This is a genomic window from Janthinobacterium sp. BJB426 (assembly GCF_002735705.1).
Lineage (GTDB): Bacteria > Pseudomonadota > Gammaproteobacteria > Burkholderiales > Burkholderiaceae_D > Janthinobacterium.
The window spans coordinates 135,858-155,669 of the sequence record NZ_PDZL01000001.1; the positions used below are offsets into that span (position 1 = coordinate 135,858).

Below are 19,812 nucleotides of genomic sequence, written 5' to 3' on the forward strand. Positions count from 1 at the left end.
ATTGCGCGCCGGCCAAAATATGCGAACCCGGGCCGCCAGCGCGCCGCGCTATCGGGCGGCGACAACCAGTATAATGCTCGGTTCATATCCACTATTGGCCGGGCCACGCTGGTCGCACATCATCATGCAAGATAAATATAGTCCCGCCGACGTCGAACAAGCCGCCCAATCGCACTGGAAGGCGATCGACGCCTATAAAGCCGTCGAACACGACCCGCGTTTCCCAAAAGGCAAGTATTTTGCCTGCTCGATGCTGCCTTACCCTTCGGGCAAGCTGCACATGGGTCACGTGCGCAACTATACGATCAATGACGTGATGTACCGCTACCTGCGCATGAACGGCTACAACGTGCTCATGCCGATGGGCTGGGATGCGTTCGGCATGCCGGCGGAAAACGCGGCCATGGCCAACAACGTGCCGCCCGCGCAATGGACGTATTCGAACATCGCCCACATGAAGCAGCAGATGGAATCGATGGGCCTGGCCATCGACTGGTCGCGCGAAATGACCGCCTGCAAGCCCGAATACTACAAATGGAACCAGTGGATGTTCCTCAAGATGCTGGAAAAAGGCATCATCTACAAGAAAACCGGTACCGTGAACTGGGATCCGATCGACCAGACCGTGCTGGCCAACGAACAAGTCGTCGATGGCCGCGGCTGGCGTTCGGGCGCGCTGATCGAAAAGCGCGAAATCCCCATGTACTACGCGCGCATCACCGACTATGCGGAAGAATTGCTGGCGTATGTGGATGACAAGCTGCCGGGCTGGCCCGAGCGCGTGCGCATCATGCAGACCAACTGGATCGGCAAGTCGACGGGCGTGCGCTTCGCCTTCCCGCACCAGATCAAGGATGCCGAAGGCAGCCTGATCGGCGACGGCAAGCTGTATGTGTTTACCACCCGTCCGGACACCGTCATGGGCGTGACCTTCTGCGCCGTGGCCGCCGAGCACCCGCTGGCCATCCACGCCGCGCAAACGAATCCTGCGCTGGCCGCCTTCAACGCCGAATGCAAGCTCGGTTCCGTGATCGAAGCGGACATGGCAACGATGGAGAAGAAGGGCATGCCGACGGGCCTGTTCGTCACCCATCCGCTGACGGGCGCGCAAGTGGAAGTGTGGGTCGGCAACTACGTGCTGATCACCTACGGCGATGGTGCCGTGATGGGCGTGCCGGCGCATGACGAACGCGATTTCGGCTTTGCCAAGAAATATGACCTGCCGATCAAGCAAGTCATCGAAGTCAAGGGCCACGAATTCTCCACCGATGCGTGGCAAGAATCGTATGGCAGCAAGGATGGCGTCTGCGTCGCTTCCGGCAAATACGACGGCCTGCATTTCGCGTCCGCCGTCGACGCGGTGGCCGCCGACCTGGCTGAACTGGGTCTGGGCGAAAAGAAAACCACGTTCCGCCTGCGCGACTGGGGCATTTCGCGTCAGCGCTACTGGGGCACGCCGATCCCGATGATCCATTGCCTTGACTGCGGCGTGGTGCCGGTGCCGGAAAAAGATCTGCCGGTGGTGCTGCCGGAAGACTGCGTGCCGGACGGCACGGGCAATCCGCTGAATAAATATGAAGCCTTCCTGCAGTGCGACTGCCCGCAGTGCGGCAAGCCGGCGCGCCGCGAGACGGACACCATGGATACTTTCGTCGATTCGTCGTGGTACTACATGCGCTATACCTCGCCAGGTTCGAACGACGCCATGGTCGACGCGCGCAACGATTACTGGATGCCGATGGACCAGTACATCGGCGGCATTGAACACGCCGTCATGCACTTGCTGTACGCGCGCTTCTGGACCAAGATCATGCGCGACTTCGGCCTGGTCAAGTTCGACGAGCCGTTCGTCAACCTGCTGACGCAAGGCATGGTGCTCAACGAAACGTATTTCCGCAAGGACGCGGTGGGCAAGACCACCTGGTTCAACCCGGACGACGTGCGCCTGTCGCTCGATGACAAGGGCCGTCCGCAAAGCGCCGTCCTGGTGGCCGACGGCCAGCCGGTGGAAATCGGCGGCACGGAAAAAATGTCGAAGTCGAAGAACAACGGCATCGACCCGCAAGCGCAGATCGAGCAGTACGGCGCCGACACGGCCCGCCTGTTCACCATGTTCGCCTCGCCGCCGGAACAGACGCTGGAATGGTCGGGCAGCGGCGTCGAAGGCGCGAACCGCTTCCTGCGCCGCGTGTGGAACTTCGGCTACGCCCAGTCGGCGACGATCCAGGCCGCACTGGCTGGCGGCGCCGCACCGGCCACGGGCGACGCGCAGAAAAACCTGCGCCGCGAATTGCACAAGCTGCTGCAGCAAGCCGATTACGACTTGAAGCGCATCCAGTACAACACCGTGGTGTCGGCCTGCATGAAGATGCTCAACACGCTGGAATCGGCCAAGCTGGACGACAGCGCGCAGTCGAAGGCGCTGATCGCCGAAGGCTTCTCCATCTTCCTGCGTCTGTTGAACCCTGTCGCGCCGCACATCACCCACGTGCTGTGGCAGGAACTGGGCTACGCTGGCGTGCACGGCGACCTGCTCAACGTCGCCTGGCCGCAAGTCGACCCGCAAGCATTGGAACAGTCCGAGATCGAGATGATGATCCAGGTGAACGGCAAGCTGCGCGGCTCGATCACGGTGTCCAAGGATGCGGACAAGGCCAGCATCGAAGCGGCTGCGCTGGCGTGCGAAAGTGTGCAGAAGTACGTCGAGACCACGCCGAAGAAGATCATCGTCGTGCCAGGCAAGTTAATCAGCATCGTGGTGTAATCATGACGACTTCCTCTCAAGTATCGCTGTTGGGCCGCCGTGCCGTGCTGGCGTTGGGCCTGACTGTTTTGCTGTCGGCCTGCGGCTTTCATTTGCGCGGTTCGAACGGCAGTTTCATGCTGCCGTTCGCGACGATGTACATCGGCTTGCCCGACACGTCGCCGCTGGCGATCGGCCTGAAGCGCTATATCCGCGCCATTGGCAGCACGGAGGTGGTGAGTACCAAGGATGGCGCCGACGCCGTCCTTGAAGTGCTCAACGACCCGGAGAGGAATCGTACCAAGACCATTTTGTCGCTGAACAAAAATGGCCGCGTGCAAGAGTACCAACTTGGCTATTCGATCAATTTCCGCGTGGTGGACAAGGCCGGCAACCAGTTGCTGGCACCGACGACCATCAGCCTGGTGCGTCCGATTACCTTCGACGAATCGCAGGTACTGGCCAAGGAAACGGAAGAAGCGGCGCTGTACCGCGACATGCGCAACGACCTGGTGCAGCAGATCATGCGCCGTCTGGCCGCCATCAAGCCGGTGCTGCCGGCCATGTCGGTGGCGCCCGTGACGCCGGTCGCGCCGGCAGCCCCGCAGCAGTAACGGGGACGCCATGCAATTGCGGATAGACGCGCTCGATGGGCATGTGGCCAAGCCGCTGGCGCAGCTGTATGTGATCACCAGCGACGAACACTTGCTGGCGCTGGAAGCGGCCGACAAGATCCGCCGCGCGGCGCGCGCGCAGGGTTACTCCGAGCGCGACGTGCTGACGGTGGAGCGCAGCTTCAAGTGGGGCGAACTGCTGGCGGCGAACCAGGAGCTGTCGCTGTTCGGCGATAAAAAACTGATCGAGCTGCGCATCCCCACCGGCAAGCCGGGCAAGGATGGCGGTGCGGCGCTGCAAAGCTACGCGAAAAACCTCAGCCCCGACAACCTGACCCTGATCACCTTGCCCAAGCTGGACTGGGCCACGCAGAAGGCGGCCTGGGTCGCCAGCCTGCAGCAGGCGGCCGTGTATATCGACATTCCGAATGTGGAACGGGCGCAGTTGCCGGCCTGGATATCCCAGCGCCTGGCCGCGCAGGGGCAAAGCGCCGAACGGGCCAGCATCGACTTCATCGCCGAACGGGTGGAAGGCAATTTGCTGGCGGCGCACCAGGAAATCCAGAAACTGGGCCTGCTGCATGCCGCGGGCAAGCTGACGTACGAACAAGTGCAGGACGCGGTGCTGAACGTGGCCCGCTATGATGTCTTCAAACTGTCCGAAGCCATGCTGGCTGGCGACCCGGCGCGCCTGGTGCGCATGCTCGAAGGCTTGAAGGGCGAGGGCGAGGCGCTGCCGCTGGTCTTGTGGGCCGTCTCCGAAGAAATCCGCACGCTGTTAAAATTGAAGGCCGGCATGGCGCAAGGGCGTCCATTGGGCGCGCTGCTGAAGGAACACCGCATCTGGGGTCCGCGCGAGCGGATGATGGAACCGGCCCTGCGGCGCATTTCGCTGCCCGTGCTGGAGGCGGCGCTGCAGCAGGCGGCGCAGGTGGACAAGATGATCAAGGGCTTGCGCGCCAAGGGCTACGCGGGCGACGCCTGGGACGCCATGCTGCAGCTGGGCCTGAAGATCGCCAAGGGTTAACTTTTATGGATACGAGCATGGACATCACAGAATATATGCAGGACGTGGGCACGCGCGCGCGCGCCGCCTCGCGCGCCATGGCGCGTGCCGACAGCGCCACGCGCAACCGCGCCTTGAGCCTGATCGCCGCCGCCATCGTGCGCGATGCCGACCTGCTGCGCGCGGCGAACCAGCGCGATCTCGATGCGGCTGCTGCCGCCGGTCTGGCGCCGGCCATGCTCGACCGCCTGACCCTGTCCGACGCCGCCATTGCCACCATGGTCGAAGGCTTGACGCAGATCGTCTCACTGGCCGATCCGATCGGCGAAATCTCGAACATGAAGTTCCGTCCGACGGGCATCCAGGTGGGCCAGATGCGAGTGCCGCTGGGTGTCATCGGCATCATCTATGAAGCGCGTCCGAACGTGACAGTGGACGCGGCCGGCCTGTGCATCAAGAGCGGCAACGCGACGATCTTGCGCGGCGGTTCGGAAGCGATACACTGCAACCGCGCGCTGGCCAAGCTGGTGGCGGAGGGTTTGCAGGGAGCAGGCCTGCCGGCCGATGCCGTGCAAGTCATCGACACCACCGACCGTGCCGCCGTCGGCGCCCTGATCACCATGCCGCAATTCGTCGACGTCATCGTGCCGCGCGGCGGCAAGGGCCTGATCGCACGCCTGATGGCCGAGGCCACCGTGCCGATGATCAAGCACCTCGATGGCATCTGCCATGTGTATATCGACGCCAAGGCCGATATCAAAAAGGCGATCGATATCGGCTTCAACGCGAAGTGCCACCGCTACGGCACCTGCAACACCATGGAAACCCTGCTGGTGTCGCGCGCCGTCGCCGCTATCGTGCTGCCGCAACTGGCCGAACTGTATTTGACCAAGCAGGTGGAACTGCGCGCCGATCCGGAAAGCCATGCGATCCTGGCCGCCGCTGCTTATCCGCACCTGGTGCCCGCCACCGAGGAAGACTGGTCCACCGAATACCTGGCGGCCATCCTGTCGGTGAAAGTGGTCGACGGCATCGACGAAGCGATGGACCACATCAACCGGTATTCATCGAAGCATACGGAATCGATCATCACGGAAGACTACAGCGATGCGCTGCGCTTCCTGCGCGAAGTCGATTCCGCCTCGGTGATGGTGAACGCGTCGACGCGTTTCGCCGACGGTTTCGAATATGGCCTGGGCGCCGAAATCGGCATCTCGAACGACAAGCTGCATGCGCGCGGACCGGTGGGACTGGAAGGCCTGACCTCGCTCAAGTACGTGGTCTTTGGCCACGGCGAAGTACGTAAATAGTTTCTTTCGCGGGCTGCCCACGAGGCGGCCCGTGCTCTCGTTTTTCTCCACCTCCGACACTGGAAACCCCATGCTCTTTCTCTGGACCAAAGCCTTCCACATCATCTTCGTCATGTCCTGGTTCGCCGGCCTGTTTTACTTGCCGCGCATCTTCGTGAACCTGGCGATGGAGACGGAAACGGTCGCCACCGAGCGCCTGCTGCTGATGGCGCGCAAGCTGTACCGCTTCATGTCGCTGCTGGCGCTGCCGGCCATGGTGCTGGGGCTGGCGTTGATGTGGATGCTGTATGGCGGGGGCGAAGGCCGCATGAAGATGCCGGGCTGGATGCACGCCAAGCTGACATTCGTGGTGCTGCTGCTCGGCTATCACCACGCCTGCGGTTCCATCCTGCGCAAGTTTGAAAAAGGCCTGAATAAACGCAGCCACAAGTGGTTCCGCTATTTTAACGAAGTGCCGGTGGTGATGCTGCTGGCCGTCGTCGTGCTGGTCGTGGTCAAGCCTTTCTAAGGGAGTCGAGATGAGTGCAAGTCAAAACAAAGTCGTGCAGTATTTCTTCGCGCCCCACTCGCCATGGACTTACCTGGGCCACGCGCGCCTGATGGCCATCGCCGCGAAGACGGGCGCCCAGATCGACGTGCGTCCCTTCGACCTGGGCAAGGTCTTCAGCGTGTCGGGCGGGCTGCCGCTGGCCAAGCGCGCACCGCAGCGCCAGGCATATCGCCTGGCCGAACTGGCGCGCTGGTCGGCCTTTTTGCAAGTGCCATTGACCCTGCAGCCGAAGTTCTTCCCCGTGTCGCCGGAAGCCTCGGCCAAGCTGATCATCGCCACGCGCCTGGCGCACGGCGTGGAGGCATCGCTGAACCTGGCGCACGCCATCATGCGCGGGCTGTGGGCCGAAGAGCGCAACATCGGCGACGAGGAAACGCTGGTGCAGATCGCCTTTGACGCCGGTTTCGATGGCCGCCAGTTGCTGAAAACGTCGGAAACGGCCAGCGTGCAGGCCGAGTACGATGCCAACACGGAAGCGGCTACCGCCGCCAGCGTTTTCGGCTCGCCGTGGTACATCGTCGATGGCGACGGGTACTGGGGCCAGGACCGCCTCGATTTTGTCGAGCGGGCGCTGGCAGGGTAGTCAGGCAAAAGCAGTTTTTTAAACGTAGTATTTTTTAACGTAGTAAGCAGCGCCTGTAATTTAGCGGGCGTTCAACACAATGGAATAAGGGTACACCAACCATGGCTTCATATTTTTGCCCATGCCCGCGCGGCATGGAAGCGGCGCTGGCCGAGGAACTGGGCGAGATCGCCCAGGATAGTTCGACCATGAAGGTCCACAACCAGGTGCCGGGCGGCGTACACTGCTCGGGCGACCTGCTGGACTCCTACCGTATCAACCTGCATTCGCGCATCGCTTCGCGCGTGCTGATGCGCATGGCCCATTCCGGCTACAAGACGGAAAACGATATCTATGACCTGACCCTGGCGCAATCCTGGGAAGACTGGTTCGGCGTGCACCACACGATCCGCGTCGACGTCACGGCCGTCAAATCGCCGCTGCGCAGCCTGGAATTCACGACCCTGAAAATCAAGGATGCGATCTGCGACCGCTTCCGCGACCAGTTCAACGAGCGTCCATCGGTCAACACCAAGACGCCGGACATGCGCATCGTCGGCTTCCTCGATGCGCACACGTTTACCGTCTACCTCGATACGTCGGGTGAAGCCCTGTTCAAGCGCGGCTGGCGCGAAGAGACGGGCGACGCGCCGCTGCGCGAAAACCTGGCCGCCGGCCTGCTGCGCGTGTCGGGCTGGAAGCCTGGCATGGTGCTGTTCGACCCGATGTGCGGTTCCGGCACCATCCTGGCCGAAGCGGCGCAGATGCTGCAGGGAATTCCGCCAGGTGCCTCGCGCCAGTTCGCGTTTGAAAACTTCCACGACTTTGATCCGGCACCGTGGAATGCCATGAAAAACGCCATCAAGGTCAATCCGTTGCCGGCCGAACCGACCATTTTCGGCAGCGACATCTCGGGTGACATGGTCGCCATGACGCGCCATAACCTGCGCTGCGCCGGCGTGCGTTTCGACGTGCCCCTGAAACAGATCGAGGCGCAGGAAGTCAAGCCGCCAAGCGACGTGCCGGGCATCATGCTGACCAACCCGCCGTACGGCGAGCGTATCGGCGTGCGCGGCGACAGCACCATCCCGGAAGATGAACTGTCGACGTCCTTCTATTCGGCCATGGGCACGACCCTGAAGCAGCGTTTCGCCGGCTGGACCGTGTTCCTGTTCACGGCCGACCTGGGCTTGCCCAAGCTGCTGCGTTTGAAAGAAGCGCGCAAGACGCCATTCTTCAACGGCGCGCTGGAATGCCGCTTGTTCCGCTTCGATATGGTGGCCGGATACAACCGCCGTGAAGAGGCGAAGCCGAAACCACAGCAGTAAGCGTTCACCGCAAGACCCCCGCAGTAACCCCGCGCGCGGACCGATGTCGGTCCGCGCGCCACTTTGGATCCGCCATGTTTCCCACCCCTCCGGCCGATGTGCCGCCCGACCCGGTCACGCCCGTTCCGCCCCCCACACCGAGCCACATGGCGCCGCTGAGCCGCGGTGCGCTGGCCATGATGCTGGCCGGGCTGTCGATGCTGGGTCCCCTGTCGATCGACACCTATCTGCCCGCGTTTGGCGCGATCCAGGGTTCGCTGCAGGCGTCGCCGCTGGAAGTGCAGCAGTCGCTGACGTTCTACATGCTGGCCTTTGCCGGCATGGTGCTGTGGCATGGCGCGATCTCGGATACCTTCGGCCGGCGCAACGTCATTCTCGTGTCCTTGCTGATGTTTGCCATCGGCTCGCTCGGCTGCGCATCGGCGCACACGGTGCACTACCTGTGGTTCTTCCGCATCATGCAGGGCGTGTCGGCCGGCGCCGGCGTGGTGATCAGCCGCGCCATCATCCGCGACCTGTACGCCGATGCGGCGGCGGCGCGGCTGCTGTCGCTGGTGACGATGATCTTTTCCATCGCCCCGGCCGTGGCGCCGATTCTCGGTGGCTGGATCGTCATCTGGTTTGACTGGCGCTCGATCTTCCTGTTCCTCGCCTTTTACACAGTGGTGTTGCTGGCGTTCTGCTACTGGCGCCTGCCAGAAACCCTGCCGATGGAAAAGCGCCAGCCGTTCAATCCCCGCTTCCTCGCGTCGAGCTATGGCCAGATCCTGCGCTCGCCCCTGTTCCACATCAAGGCTGGCATCGTCGCCCTCAATTTCGCGGGCCTGTTCCTGTTCATCACGGCCGCGCCGGAAATGCTGCCCAAGCAGCTGGGCCTGGGGCCATCGCAATTCGCCTGGCTGTTCATTCCCTGCGTGAGCGGCATCTTCATGGGCGCCGCAGCGGCCAACCGCATCGCCGGCAGAATCACGTTCGCGCGCCAGATTGGCATCGGCTTTGCCTTCCTGCTGTGCGCCGCCAGCGTCAATGTCGTGTATCACCTGTTCCTGCCGCCATCGTTGCCCTGGTCGGTGCTACCCCTGTTCTTCTACACCTTCGGCATGTCGCTGGTGGGGCCGGGCGCGACCCTGTTGGCGCTCGACCTGTTCCCGCATATCCGCGGCACGGTCGCTTCCTGCCAGTCGTTTGCCAGCACCTTGCTGGGCGCCGTGGTGGCCGGCGTGATTTCGCCGCTGCTGTCCGGCTCCGTGCTGTGGCTGGCATCGGGCCAGCTGGCGTTTACGGGCCTGGCGCTGGCCCTGTGGCTGATATCGCGGCGCTTCCGCCACCGTTTGCTGGGTTCCTTCAAGGCATAAGTTTCCACTGCAGAACGCTAGATTTATTTCAACTTAATTTTCTATATTGCAAGTAATATCCGGCGCTTATGATAAGATGACTTCTTTCCCGGCATCCTCTCAGGCAATAGTTTTTTTGGTTACAGGAGTGGAGGATTCCTCTGAACGTGGCCGCGCTTCGCTGCTAAGCGCTCATCCTTTTCGAACCGGCAATGCCTGATACGATGCATCAATCTGATCAAGATATTCGCAATCGCCTGCTGATTGCCCGCCTGCCGGCCATGCCGCAGATCCTCATCAAGCTGATCGCCCACCTGCAGGCCGACGATGCCGGCATGCCGGAGCTGGCCGCGCTGATCGCCAAGGATGCGGGCATGACCAGCAAGATCCTCGGCGTGGCCAACAGCTCGGCCTACCATCGCCAGAGCAAGGTCGTCAGCCTGGAGCAATCGCTCGTGTCGCTGGGCACGGACATGATCAAGACCCTGGTCATCAGCGAATCCGTCTTCCAGACCTTCAACAGCTTCCCCCATTCCGGCAGCACGGATTTGCGCGCCTTCTGGAAAAGTTCGCTGTCGGCCGCCGTCATGGCGCGCGCGCTGGCCAAGGCCATGGCGTATCCGCACGTCGAGGAAGCGTATCTGGCCGGCTTGCTGCACAATGTGGGCCGTCTGGCCTTGCTGGCCACGGCGCCGAAGGAATACGCATTCAATTTCACGGCGCGCGACGATGCCGCCCTGTGCGCGGTGGAGCAGCGCACCTTGCAGATCACGCATGCCGAAGCGGGCGCCTGGCTGATCGAGCGCTGGCATCTCGATTCCTTCCTGGCCGACAGCGTGCTGTATCACCATGAACCGCTGGCTCGCCTGGAAGCGAGCCATCCCCTGATCCGCATCGTGCGCCTGGCGCACCTGCTGTGCTGCCATGCCGACGATGCGGACGAGGCCGAGTCCATTGCGCAGGCGGCAAGCCTGTGCGCGCTGGACGCCGAGGTACTGCAAGACCTGGCCGGCAGCGTCGCGCGCCAGGTGGCGCAGGCCGCGCAGCACCTGGGCATCGACCTGGCCGGCGCGGACGATATCGCCACGCCGCCCGCGTATGCGCCGCCAGCCGTCGATCCGGTGCAGCAGCGCCTGTCCGATGAAGTGCGCAACATGGTGCTGGTGTCCGAAGTGGGCCAGACCTTCGCCCGGCAACAGGGCGAGAGCAGCCTGCTCGAAGCCATCACGCGCTCGGCGCGCATCCTGTTCGATTTCGACACCGCCGTCATCCTGCTGCAAAACCCGACCGGCCATGCGCTGGTGGGCGTGGCGGCGGGCGAACATCAGCATCGCCTGGCCGGCTTCTCGATCCCGCTGGCCAAGGGTGGCCCCCTGGCCGCCTCGGCGCTGGAGTGCCAGCTGGCGTTCCTGAAACGCGACATGCCGGCGCTGGGCATCGTCGAGGAGCAGCTGTTCCGCATTCTCGGCACCGACAGCCTGGTCTGCGTGCCGCTGGTGGCGGGCCAGCGCAGCCTTGGCGTGCTGATTGGCGGCGTGGCCGCGTGGCAGATTCCTTCTTGCCAGAAGCGCGAGGGTTTCCTGCGCGCCTATGCCAACCAGGCCGCCACGGCGCTGGAAACGGCCCTCAGCGCGCGCGGCCTGGCACGGCGCCAGCTCGATCACGTGGCCGAGGAGTACCGCGCCGCGTCGCGCCGCGTCGTGCATGAGGTGAATAACCCGCTGTCCATCATCAAGAATTACCTGAGCGTGCTCGATCACAAGCTGGAGAAGCAGGAGCCGGTCATCGGCGAGATGGCTATCCTGAACGAGGAAATCGATCGCGTCGGCCAGTTGATCAGCGGCCTGGCCGATCTGCAGCCGGTGCCGGCCAGCGGCGTGACCGATTGCGCGCGCGTGGTCGACGACGTGCTGCGATTGTTCCGCGCCACCGACTTCCTGCCGTCGAAGATCGAAGTGGTCACGCGCATGCAGGATGCGCCATGCGAGGTGGAGGCCGATGCCGACATGCTCAAGCAAATCCTGCTCAACCTGCTGAAAAACGCCGTCGAAGCCTTGCCCGATGGCGGACGCATCGAAGTGGCGAACCGTGGCCACGTCAACCGCGACCGCCGCCTGTACCTGGAACTGTGCGTCAGCGACAATGGCGCCGGCCTGGCGCCGGAAGTGCTGGCCAATCTGTTTTCCCCTGTGCGCAGCAGCAAGCAAGGGGCGCATCACGGCCTGGGCTTGTCCATCGTGCATGACCTGGTCACGCGCCTGCATGGCGTGATCGGCTGCCGCAGCAGCAAGTCCGGCACCTCGTTTGAAATTCTACTGCCCATTCCCGTGCCGGCGAGCGCTGCAACCGCGCTGCCCGCGCCCGGCAATACAGCCTTGTCTTCGTAACGTCCATGAACTCCTCCGCCATTCCGTTTGACCTGGAAAACAGCCCGCGCATCCTGCTGGTCGACGACGAGCCCCGTTTGCTCGCCTCCCTCCACGAATTGCTGAAGGACCGCGGTTACCAGCTGTACACGGCGACCTGCGGCAGCGAGGCGCTGGCGCAGTTGTCGAAATTGCGCTTCGACCTGATCCTGCTGGACTTGCGCCTGCCCGACATGAGCGGCCATGAAATCATGGACCACATCAACCGGCGTGGCATCGAGGGCGACGTGATCGTCATGAGCGGCGACGTCGGCATCGAGGCGGCCATCGGCGCCCTGAAGCGCGGTGCCTACGATTACCTGCGCAAGCCGTACAGCCGCGAGGAGCTGCTCAAGACGGTGGAGAACGCGCTGCAAAAGCGCAAACTGGCGCTGGAAAACGAGCGCATCGCGCTGCAGCTGGAAAACTCGGAAAAGATGTACCGCTATCTGGTCGACAGCTCGCCCGACATCATCTACACCCTGAACCATGAAGGCCGCATCACCTTCATCAACGACCGTGTGCACCAGTTGCTGGGCTTTAGCCGCGAAGAGCTGATCGGCAGCCATTATTCCATCCTCGTGCACGATGAAGACCAGGAGCGGGCGCGCTATGCCTTCAATGAGCGCCGCATCGACGAGCGTGCCTCGCGCAATGTGGAATTACGCCTGAAGTGCCATAGCGGCAGCGGCAGCGACCGTACCTTCAACAACACCTTGATGACGGTTCCGCTCAATTCGATCGGCATGCACGATCACGAAGCCCGGAAGCAGGAATACTTCGGCACCTACGGCGTGGCGCGCGACATCACCGACCGCAAGCGCGCCGAGGAAGTCATCTCGTACCAGGCCTATCACGACATTCTGACGGACCTGCCGAATCGCATGCTGTTCAAGGACCGCCTGGGGCTGGCCGTGATTCAGGCGCGGCGCAAGCTGACGGAACTGGCCGTGATGTTCATCGATCTCGATCGCTTCAAGCTGGTCAACGATACCCTGGGCCACGTGAAGGGCGACGAGTTGCTGCAGCAGGTGGCGCTGCGCCTGAAGGATTGCCTGCGCCGCGGCGATACGCTGGCGCGCCAGGGCGGCGATGAATTCACCATCGTGCTGCCGGAGCTGCGCGACCGCCAGGATGCGCGTCTGATCGCCGACAAGTTCCTCGAATGCCTGCACCAGCCCTTCGATCTCGATGGCAACCAGGTGCATATTTCCGCCTCCATCGGCATCGCCATCTATCCGGGCGACGGCGAGACCATCGACGAGCTGCTGCGCCACGCCGACATTGCCATGTACCAGGTCAAGGCGCTGGGCAAGAATGGCCACAGTTTTTATCATGAGTCCATGCTCGACGTGTCGCACCAGAAGATCGCGCTCGAACAAAGCCTGCGCAAGGCGCTGGAACTGAACCAGCTGGAGATGTATTACCAGCCGCAGGTGGATGTCATGACGGGCCGCATCGTCGGCGCCGAAGGCCTGATGCGCTGGAACCACCCGCAGCGGGGCTTGCTGACGGCCGGCGAATTTTTGCCGTTCGCCGAGGAAAACGGCTTGATGCTGCCGATCTCGGACTGGATGCTGGGTGCCCTGTGCCGCGACCTGGTGCAGTGGAATGCGGCCGGCGGCGAAGCCGTGCGCCTGTCGCTCAATCTGTCGCCGCAATACCTGGACCGGGGCGACTTTTTCGAGAAGATGCGCGGCGCGCTGACGCGCTATGGCATCGCGCCGGAAAAGATCGAAGTGGAGATCACGGAAAACATCTGCATCCGCAATCCGCAGTATGCGATCGAGCAGTTGAACAAGCTGTGCCAGCTGGGCGTGTCGGTGGCCATCGACGATTTCGGCACCGGCTATTCCTCGCTGTCGTATTTGCACCGCTTCCCCATCCACACGATCAAGATCGACCAGTCGTTTGTGAAGGAAATCCACGACGAGCACGGACACTATCCCGTCATCCTGGCCATCATCTCGATCGCGCGCGGACTGGGCCTGCACCTGATCGCCGAGGGTGTGGAAACGGAAGGCCAGGCGCGCTACCTGCAGGACAAGGGCTGCACCACGATGCAGGGCTATCTGTACCACCGGCCCATTTCGCTGGGCAGTTTCATCGGCGTGCTGCAGGAGCAGAACCGCCTGATCGCCGATGCCGCCCCCGCGGTGCCCCAGACGCTGGCCATCGAGGCTTGACCGTGCCGCTTGCCGATCCCCGCTCCACGGCTGCTCATTCCACGGCGGCTCATTACACAGCTGATTATCTGCGCCTGAAAGGCCTGGCCGAAAAGGGTAATGCGAACGCCCAGCACAGCCTGGGCTTCATGCATTTCAATGGCCAGGGTATCGAGCAAAGCTATGCGCTGGCGCTGCACTGGTATGGCCTGGCCGCCGCGCAGGGGCTCGAACATGCGCAATACAACCTGGGCGTGATGTGCCAGAAGGGGCAGGGCGTGGCGCAGGATTTTGCGCAGGCGGCGCACTGGTACCAGCAGGCGGCCGAGCAGGGTTACGCGGCGGCGCAATACAACCTGGGCTGGCTGTATGCCAAGGGCCAGGGGCTCGCGCAAGATAGCGGACAAGCCATGCTGTGGTTCAGCCGCGCGGCGGAACAGGGCGACGCCGGTGCACAAAACAACCTGGGCATGATGTATGACAATGGCAAGGGCGTGCCGCAGGACTTCGTGCAAGCCATCGCCTGGTACCGCAAGGCCGCAGAGCAGGGTTATGCGCGCGCGCAGTTCAACCTGGGCCTGCGCTACGACAATGGCCAGGGCGTGCGCCAGGACCGCCAGCAGGCGACTGCCTGGATGCGCAAGGCGGCCGAGCAGGGCTATGCACCGGCCCAGTTCAATCTGGCGCTGCGCCATGAAAATGGCGACGTGCTGCCGCAGGACAGCAGGCAGGCGATCACCTGGTACCGGCGCGCGGCCGAGCAGGGGCATGCCAGTTCGCAGTTCAACCTTGGCCTGATCTATGACAACGGCCAGGGCGTGCCCTGCGATAAACAGGCGGCGCTCGAGTGGTACGTGAAGGCGGCCGGCCAGGGGCATGCGGCGGCCCAGCACAACCTGGGCCTGCACCATGAACATGGCGCCCACGATTACGCGCAGGCGCAAGCGTTTTACCGTCAGGCCGCCGAGCAGGGCTTTCCCGCCGCGCAGTACCAGCTGGGACTGTTGCATGAGCATGGGCAGGGCATGCCGGCCGATGCGCAGGAAGCCATCTTCTGGTACCGCAAGGCGGCCGACCAGGGACATGTGCGGGCCCAGTTCGACCTGGGCCTGCGCTACGAAAACGGCCAGGGCGTGCCGCAGGATCTGTCGCTGGCGCTGGAGTGGTACCGCCGCGCTGCCGAACAGGATTACGCGCCGGCGCAATACATGCAGGGTATCTTGCACGATCGCGACGATGGTCCAGCGCCCGACAGCCAGCAGGCCTGCGCCTGTTATTGCCGCGCCGCCGCGCAGGGCCACAGCCTGGCCCAGTTTGCGCTGGGCTTGCGGCATGACAATGGCCAGGACGTGCCGCAGGATTATGCCGCCGCCTGGGACTGGTATGCGCTGGCCGCGCGTCAGGGCCATGCGCGGGCGCAAATGAATCTGGGCTTGATGGCGGCCAGCGGCCAGGGCGGTCCGCTCGATTTGCAGCAGGCATACATCTGGCTGTCGATGGCGGCGGCCGCCGGCGTGGCCGGCGCTGAAAAATCCCTGCGCCAGACAGCGGCGCGCATGCGCGAGACGGATCTGGCGCGGGTGCGCGAACAGCTGGCGGCGATAGCCGGCTGAGCTGCGTTGCCCGCGTTAGCGTGCGCGGATACAACAGCCGCTGCTGTATAGTCCTTTCCCTTCGCCATCTGTGGCACCCCTTGTTTCCCCCAAGACGCAAAAAATTACTGCCGTATTTGCGGTTTTGATGTGCTAAGGTTCCAGCAGAAGGTGGTCTGTCTATTCTTTAGAAAAGGAAAACTATGCGCCTGAACCCTTCCACTGGCCGTTCGGCCGCCCTCCTGTGTGCGCTGGTGTTGCTGTCGTCCGGCGCCGGCGCCGGTCCCCTGGATGCCCTCAGCAACCAGGATGCGAGCAATGGCTTGAAAGCGGCGCTGGAAGCCGGATCGGCCGCCGCCGTTGCCAAGTTGGGCATCGAAAATGGTTTTCTGAACAATGACAAGGTCAAGATCAAGTTGCCCGGCATTCTGGAGCAAGCCAAGCCCTTGCTGAAAATGACGGGCCGCGGCCAGCAACTGGACGACCTGGTGGTGTCGATGAACCGTGCCGCGGAGTCGGCCGTGCCGATGGCCAAGCCCTTGCTGCTCGACGCCGTCAAATCGATGAGCGTGAGCGATGCGAAAAATATCCTGTCCGGTGGCGATACCTCCGTCACGGATTTCTTCCGCCAGAAGACCTCGGCGCCCCTGGCCGTCAAATTCCTGCCCATCGTGAAATCCGTGACCGACCGTTCCGGCCTGGCCAGCAAGTACAACAGCACCATGAGCCAGATCGGCAAGACGGGGCTGGTGCCGCAGCAGCAATCGACGGTGGAAGGCTATGTCACGGACCGTGCGCTTGACGGCCTGTACCTGATGATCGGCGAGGAAGAAAAAGCCATCCGCAGCAATCCGCTCGCCTACGGCAGCAAGATTATCGGCAAAGTATTTGGCAGTTTGAAGTGACTGTTCCCGCCTGCTGCAGGGCCGCAGGCGGTGTTTGCGCTGCATGGATAAGTGTGGCGCAAGGGAAACAAGTTAAGCATTTGCTACAAGAAAACAATGTTAAAATTCCGCGACATACATTCCTGAGGCATGGTTAAGCAACGATCAATTGCCCGGGAGTGCCCAGTTTTAGTGGCGAACTGATGCGTGGCATTGCAAAATGCCCGTCGGTTGGCCTTTTTTCGTTTTATTCACGTTTCCCCAAGCTCATTGATTTTCTGAATACATTCTCAGGAATTCCAGGTGCAGGATATTTTAGGTAGCCGGATTTGTTAAGCGTACTCAGAAAATCAATCAAATATACCTGGTGTGGCTGTCTGGTGCTTGGCGCGCCTTCGGTGATGGCCGCGACCCCGAATCATGGTGGTCAATCCGGCTATATCAATATGCCCAGCGCCGTGGTGGAAACGGATGGCACCTTCAGCGTCGGCTACAGCTACGACAGCCCGTATGGCCAGTTGTGGGCGACGGCGAATATCCTGCCCTTTCTGCAAATGACGGGGCGCTATGTGTCGATCACGGGCATTCCTGGCTTTACCAATGCGCCCGGCGAATATGGCAGTGGCTATGGCCGCTACAAGGATAAGGTCGTCGACGGTAAATTGCGCCTGTGGACGGAAACGGAGTGGATGCCGTCCGTTGCCGTCGGCATGACGGATTTGTTCGGTACCGAGCTGTTCAAGGGCCAATATGTCGTTGCCACCAAGACATTTGGTGCCAGCAAGAATATCGAAGCGAGCCTGGGCTACGCCCATAAACGCCCGGACGGCGTGTTTGCCGGCGCGCGCTGGACGCCGACTGCGCTGCCGCGCTGGTCGGTAGTGGCAGAGTACGATACAACGAATTACTTGCGCGACTTCCGTGCCAGTGAAACAAATGCCGGCAAGCGCCGCAAGGGCGCTTCGGTTGGCCTGGAGTACCGCTGGGGCTGGCTTGCCTTGCAAGCGGCACGTAGCCGCGACCAGTTCAGCCTGAACGCCTATGTCAGCATTCCGTTTGGCGAGCGCGAGTTCGTCCCCAAGGTGTATGAACCAGCGTATTTCGTCGACGACAAGAATCCACCACCGCTGCCGAGCAAGGAAGAATGGCACCGCGACCCCGTGTATGGCGCCGACCTGGTCAATGCTCTGGTAAAACAGGACTATAAAAATATCCGTGTCGAGCAAGAAGGCAATGTCCTGAGCCTGAGCCTGACCAACAGCCGGATTTCAAACATGGGCCGCGCCGTTGGCCGCGCCGCGCGCACGGCTGTCGCCTTCGCGCCGAAGGGCGTGACGACCTTGCGCATCACGTATACCAAGCTGGACCAACCGATCGCCACCTACGAATTCTTTGATTTGCCAAAACTGAACGACTATTTGGCAGGCAAGATCGACCGCAAGGCCTTCCTCGACGTCGTGCTGCTGCGCTATCCGGAGAAAAGCGATGTCATCCGGGATGACCAGCAAGGCTGGCTGCAGGAATTCCTCGACAAGCCGGCGCCCGTCGTTGCCTCAGCACCTGCACCTGCGCCCGCACCGGTAATTGCCGCGGCGCCCGCGCTTGCCGCCGCACCGGCTCCCGTCAAGGCCGCCAGCGTCATCAAGGACGATGGCAAGCTGGCCGTCGGCGTCGGTGTTGATGGCGACGTGGTACAGATCAAATCGCTGGATCGCGAGGCGAACCGCTTCAAGGTCGCTCCCAAGGTGGGCTTCTTCTTCAATGACCCGAGCGGCGCCTTCCGTTATTCGATTTCGGCCGTGGCCAACTACGACCGCCGCCTCGGTGACGGCCTGTACCTGAACAGCGCCGCCAGCCTGCAGTTGCTGGAAACGGTATCGGGCGTCAAGCAGCCATCGAACAGCAACTTGCCGCACGTGCGTACCGATATCGCGGAATATCTGCGCGGCGGGCGTTTTTCGCTGAGCCGCGTCTTGCTGAACAAATACAACAATCCTGCCGAGCGCGTGTATACCCGCATGTCGGCCGGGCTGTATGAAGACATGTTCCGCGGTGTGGGCGGCCAGGTGCTGTACCTGCCGAAGGATAGCCGCTGGGCGGCCGATGTGGCCGTCGATGCCTTGCAGCAGCGTGGCTACAAGGGCTTGCTCGACTCGCGCGACTACAAGACGGTGACGGCGATCGGTTCCCTGCATTACCGCTTGCCGCACGATATTACCGTGACGGCGCGTGCCGGCCGCTTCCTGGCCAAAGACACGGGCGTGCGCGTGGAATTCAAGCGCCGCTTCCAGTCCGGTATCGAAGTCGGCGCCTGGTACACGCATACGAACGGCAACGACATCACCAGCCCTGGCACCCCATCGAAGCCGTACCAGGACCGTGGCATCTTCCTGTCTGTGCCGTTGAACAGCATGTTGCCGATGGACACGCAATCGACGGCCGGTTTTGCCATTGCGCCATGGACGCGCGATGTGGGGCAGATGGTGGCCTCGCCTGGCGACCTGTACGACATGTTCGAGCGTCCGCGTGCCGACATGCACAGCTACGATGGCCTGGGTAACTTTGCCGAGCGGCAGGACGAACAGCACCTGCCTGCCGTCAATCCGCCAGACCGGCCGTTTGTCAGCCCATGGCCCGCCATGCGCGCGCGCCTGGAGCAATCCGCATCTGCTACGCCTAGCGTCCCTGAATGGCTCAAGGCGACGGCGGTGGTCGGCGGTGTGGTGGTGGCTTCCGCGCTGGCTGACAAACCGGTCGACCGTTTCGTCAAGAAACATGAAGACTCCAAGGTTTACCGCAACTGGGACAAGCTGGGCAAGGCCATGCCCTATGCCGCAGTTGGCGCCGCTGCCGCCGCTTTTGCCCTGGGCGATGAGCGCATGCAAAATACGGGACTCATTTCCCTGCAATCGGTTGCCGCGGCAACGGGTTTGGCGGTGGCCGGCAAATATGCGTTTGGCCGCGCCCGTCCAGAGGAAGACCTCGGAACGTGGAGCCGCGTCGGCAGCGGCAATTCCCGCTCGAATTCCTCATTCCCTTCCGCGCATGCCGCGATCGGCTTCGCCGCCGTGACGCCGTTTGCCAAGGAATACGATGCGCCATGGCTGTACAGCGTGGCCGCCGTCGGTTCCGCCGGCCGCGTGTTTGGCCGCAAGCACTGGGTCTCCGACACGGTCGCTGGCGGCATCGTGGGCTACGCCATGGGCAGCTGGCTGTGGCACGCGCAGCGCGACCAGAGCAAATCGGGCCTGTCGATCAATCCCGGACCGAAAGAAATCAGCGTGACCTGGCAGGGCAAATATTAAACGCGCATGGCGTC

General features: G+C 62.6%; 13 protein-coding genes. All 13 read left to right on the forward strand.

Going from position 1 to position 19,812, the window contains the following annotated elements; translation table 11 throughout:
* Positions 1–124: 124 nt before the first annotated feature.
* The 13 genes from leuS (at position 125) to CSQ93_RS00660 (ending at position 19,798) form a co-directional block, all read left to right on the forward strand.
* Entirely contained in the window at positions 125–2,764 is a 2,640-nt protein-coding gene (gene leuS, locus CSQ93_RS00600) for a leucine--tRNA ligase (protein WP_099376667.1), read from the forward strand.
* A gap of 2 nt (positions 2,765–2,766) precedes the next feature.
* Complete coding sequence (locus tag CSQ93_RS00605; protein ID WP_099376288.1) at positions 2,767–3,357, forward strand: LPS-assembly lipoprotein LptE; 591 nt, start codon at positions 2,767–2,769, stop codon at positions 3,355–3,357.
* Positions 3,358–3,367: 10 nt separating this feature from the next.
* Positions 3,368–4,384 (forward strand): DNA polymerase III subunit delta, encoded by a 1,017-nt coding sequence (gene holA, locus CSQ93_RS00610; protein ID WP_099376289.1) that lies wholly within the window; start codon positions 3,368–3,370, stop codon positions 4,382–4,384.
* 17 nt (positions 4,385–4,401) lie between these two features.
* Complete coding sequence (locus CSQ93_RS00615; RefSeq protein WP_099376290.1) at positions 4,402–5,673, forward strand: glutamate-5-semialdehyde dehydrogenase; 1,272 nt, start codon at positions 4,402–4,404, stop codon at positions 5,671–5,673.
* Positions 5,674–5,743: 70 nt separating this feature from the next.
* Positions 5,744–6,181 carry a CopD family protein gene (locus tag CSQ93_RS00620; protein WP_099376291.1) on the forward strand — a complete coding sequence of 146 codons (438 nt, stop codon included), beginning with the start codon at positions 5,744–5,746 and terminating at the stop codon, positions 6,179–6,181.
* Between the two features lie 10 nt (positions 6,182–6,191).
* Positions 6,192–6,806, forward strand: coding sequence for a 2-hydroxychromene-2-carboxylate isomerase (locus tag CSQ93_RS00625; RefSeq protein ID WP_099376292.1), 615 nt, complete (start codon positions 6,192–6,194; stop codon positions 6,804–6,806).
* A 101-nt stretch (positions 6,807–6,907) separates the two neighbouring features.
* A complete protein-coding gene (locus CSQ93_RS00630; RefSeq protein ID WP_374106359.1) occupies positions 6,908–8,113 on the forward strand; it encodes a THUMP domain-containing class I SAM-dependent RNA methyltransferase in 1,206 nt (401 codons plus the stop codon).
* 74 nt (positions 8,114–8,187) lie between these two features.
* Positions 8,188–9,468, forward strand: a complete 1,281-nt coding sequence (locus tag CSQ93_RS00635; protein WP_199534204.1) for a multidrug effflux MFS transporter — start codon at positions 8,188–8,190, stop codon at positions 9,466–9,468.
* A 203-nt stretch (positions 9,469–9,671) separates the two neighbouring features.
* Entirely contained in the window at positions 9,672–11,834 is a 2,163-nt protein-coding gene (locus CSQ93_RS00640) for an HDOD domain-containing protein (RefSeq protein ID WP_233515974.1), read from the forward strand.
* Positions 11,835–11,839: 5 nt separating this feature from the next.
* Positions 11,840–14,038, forward strand: a complete 2,199-nt coding sequence (locus CSQ93_RS00645) for an EAL domain-containing response regulator (RefSeq protein WP_099376296.1) — start codon at positions 11,840–11,842, stop codon at positions 14,036–14,038.
* Positions 14,039–14,040: 2 nt separating this feature from the next.
* On the forward strand, positions 14,041–15,630 hold the full coding sequence (locus CSQ93_RS00650) for an SEL1-like repeat protein (RefSeq protein ID WP_099376668.1): 1,590 nt from the start codon (positions 14,041–14,043) through the stop codon (positions 15,628–15,630).
* Between the two features lie 182 nt (positions 15,631–15,812).
* Positions 15,813–16,514: a DUF4197 domain-containing protein gene (locus CSQ93_RS00655; protein WP_035822663.1), complete on the forward strand. Its 702-nt coding sequence runs from the start codon at positions 15,813–15,815 to the stop codon at positions 16,512–16,514.
* 380 nt (positions 16,515–16,894) lie between these two features.
* Positions 16,895–19,798 (forward strand): YjbH domain-containing protein, encoded by a 2,904-nt coding sequence (locus CSQ93_RS00660; RefSeq protein ID WP_099376297.1) that lies wholly within the window; start codon positions 16,895–16,897, stop codon positions 19,796–19,798.
* The last annotated feature ends 14 nt before the right edge of the window (positions 19,799–19,812 follow it).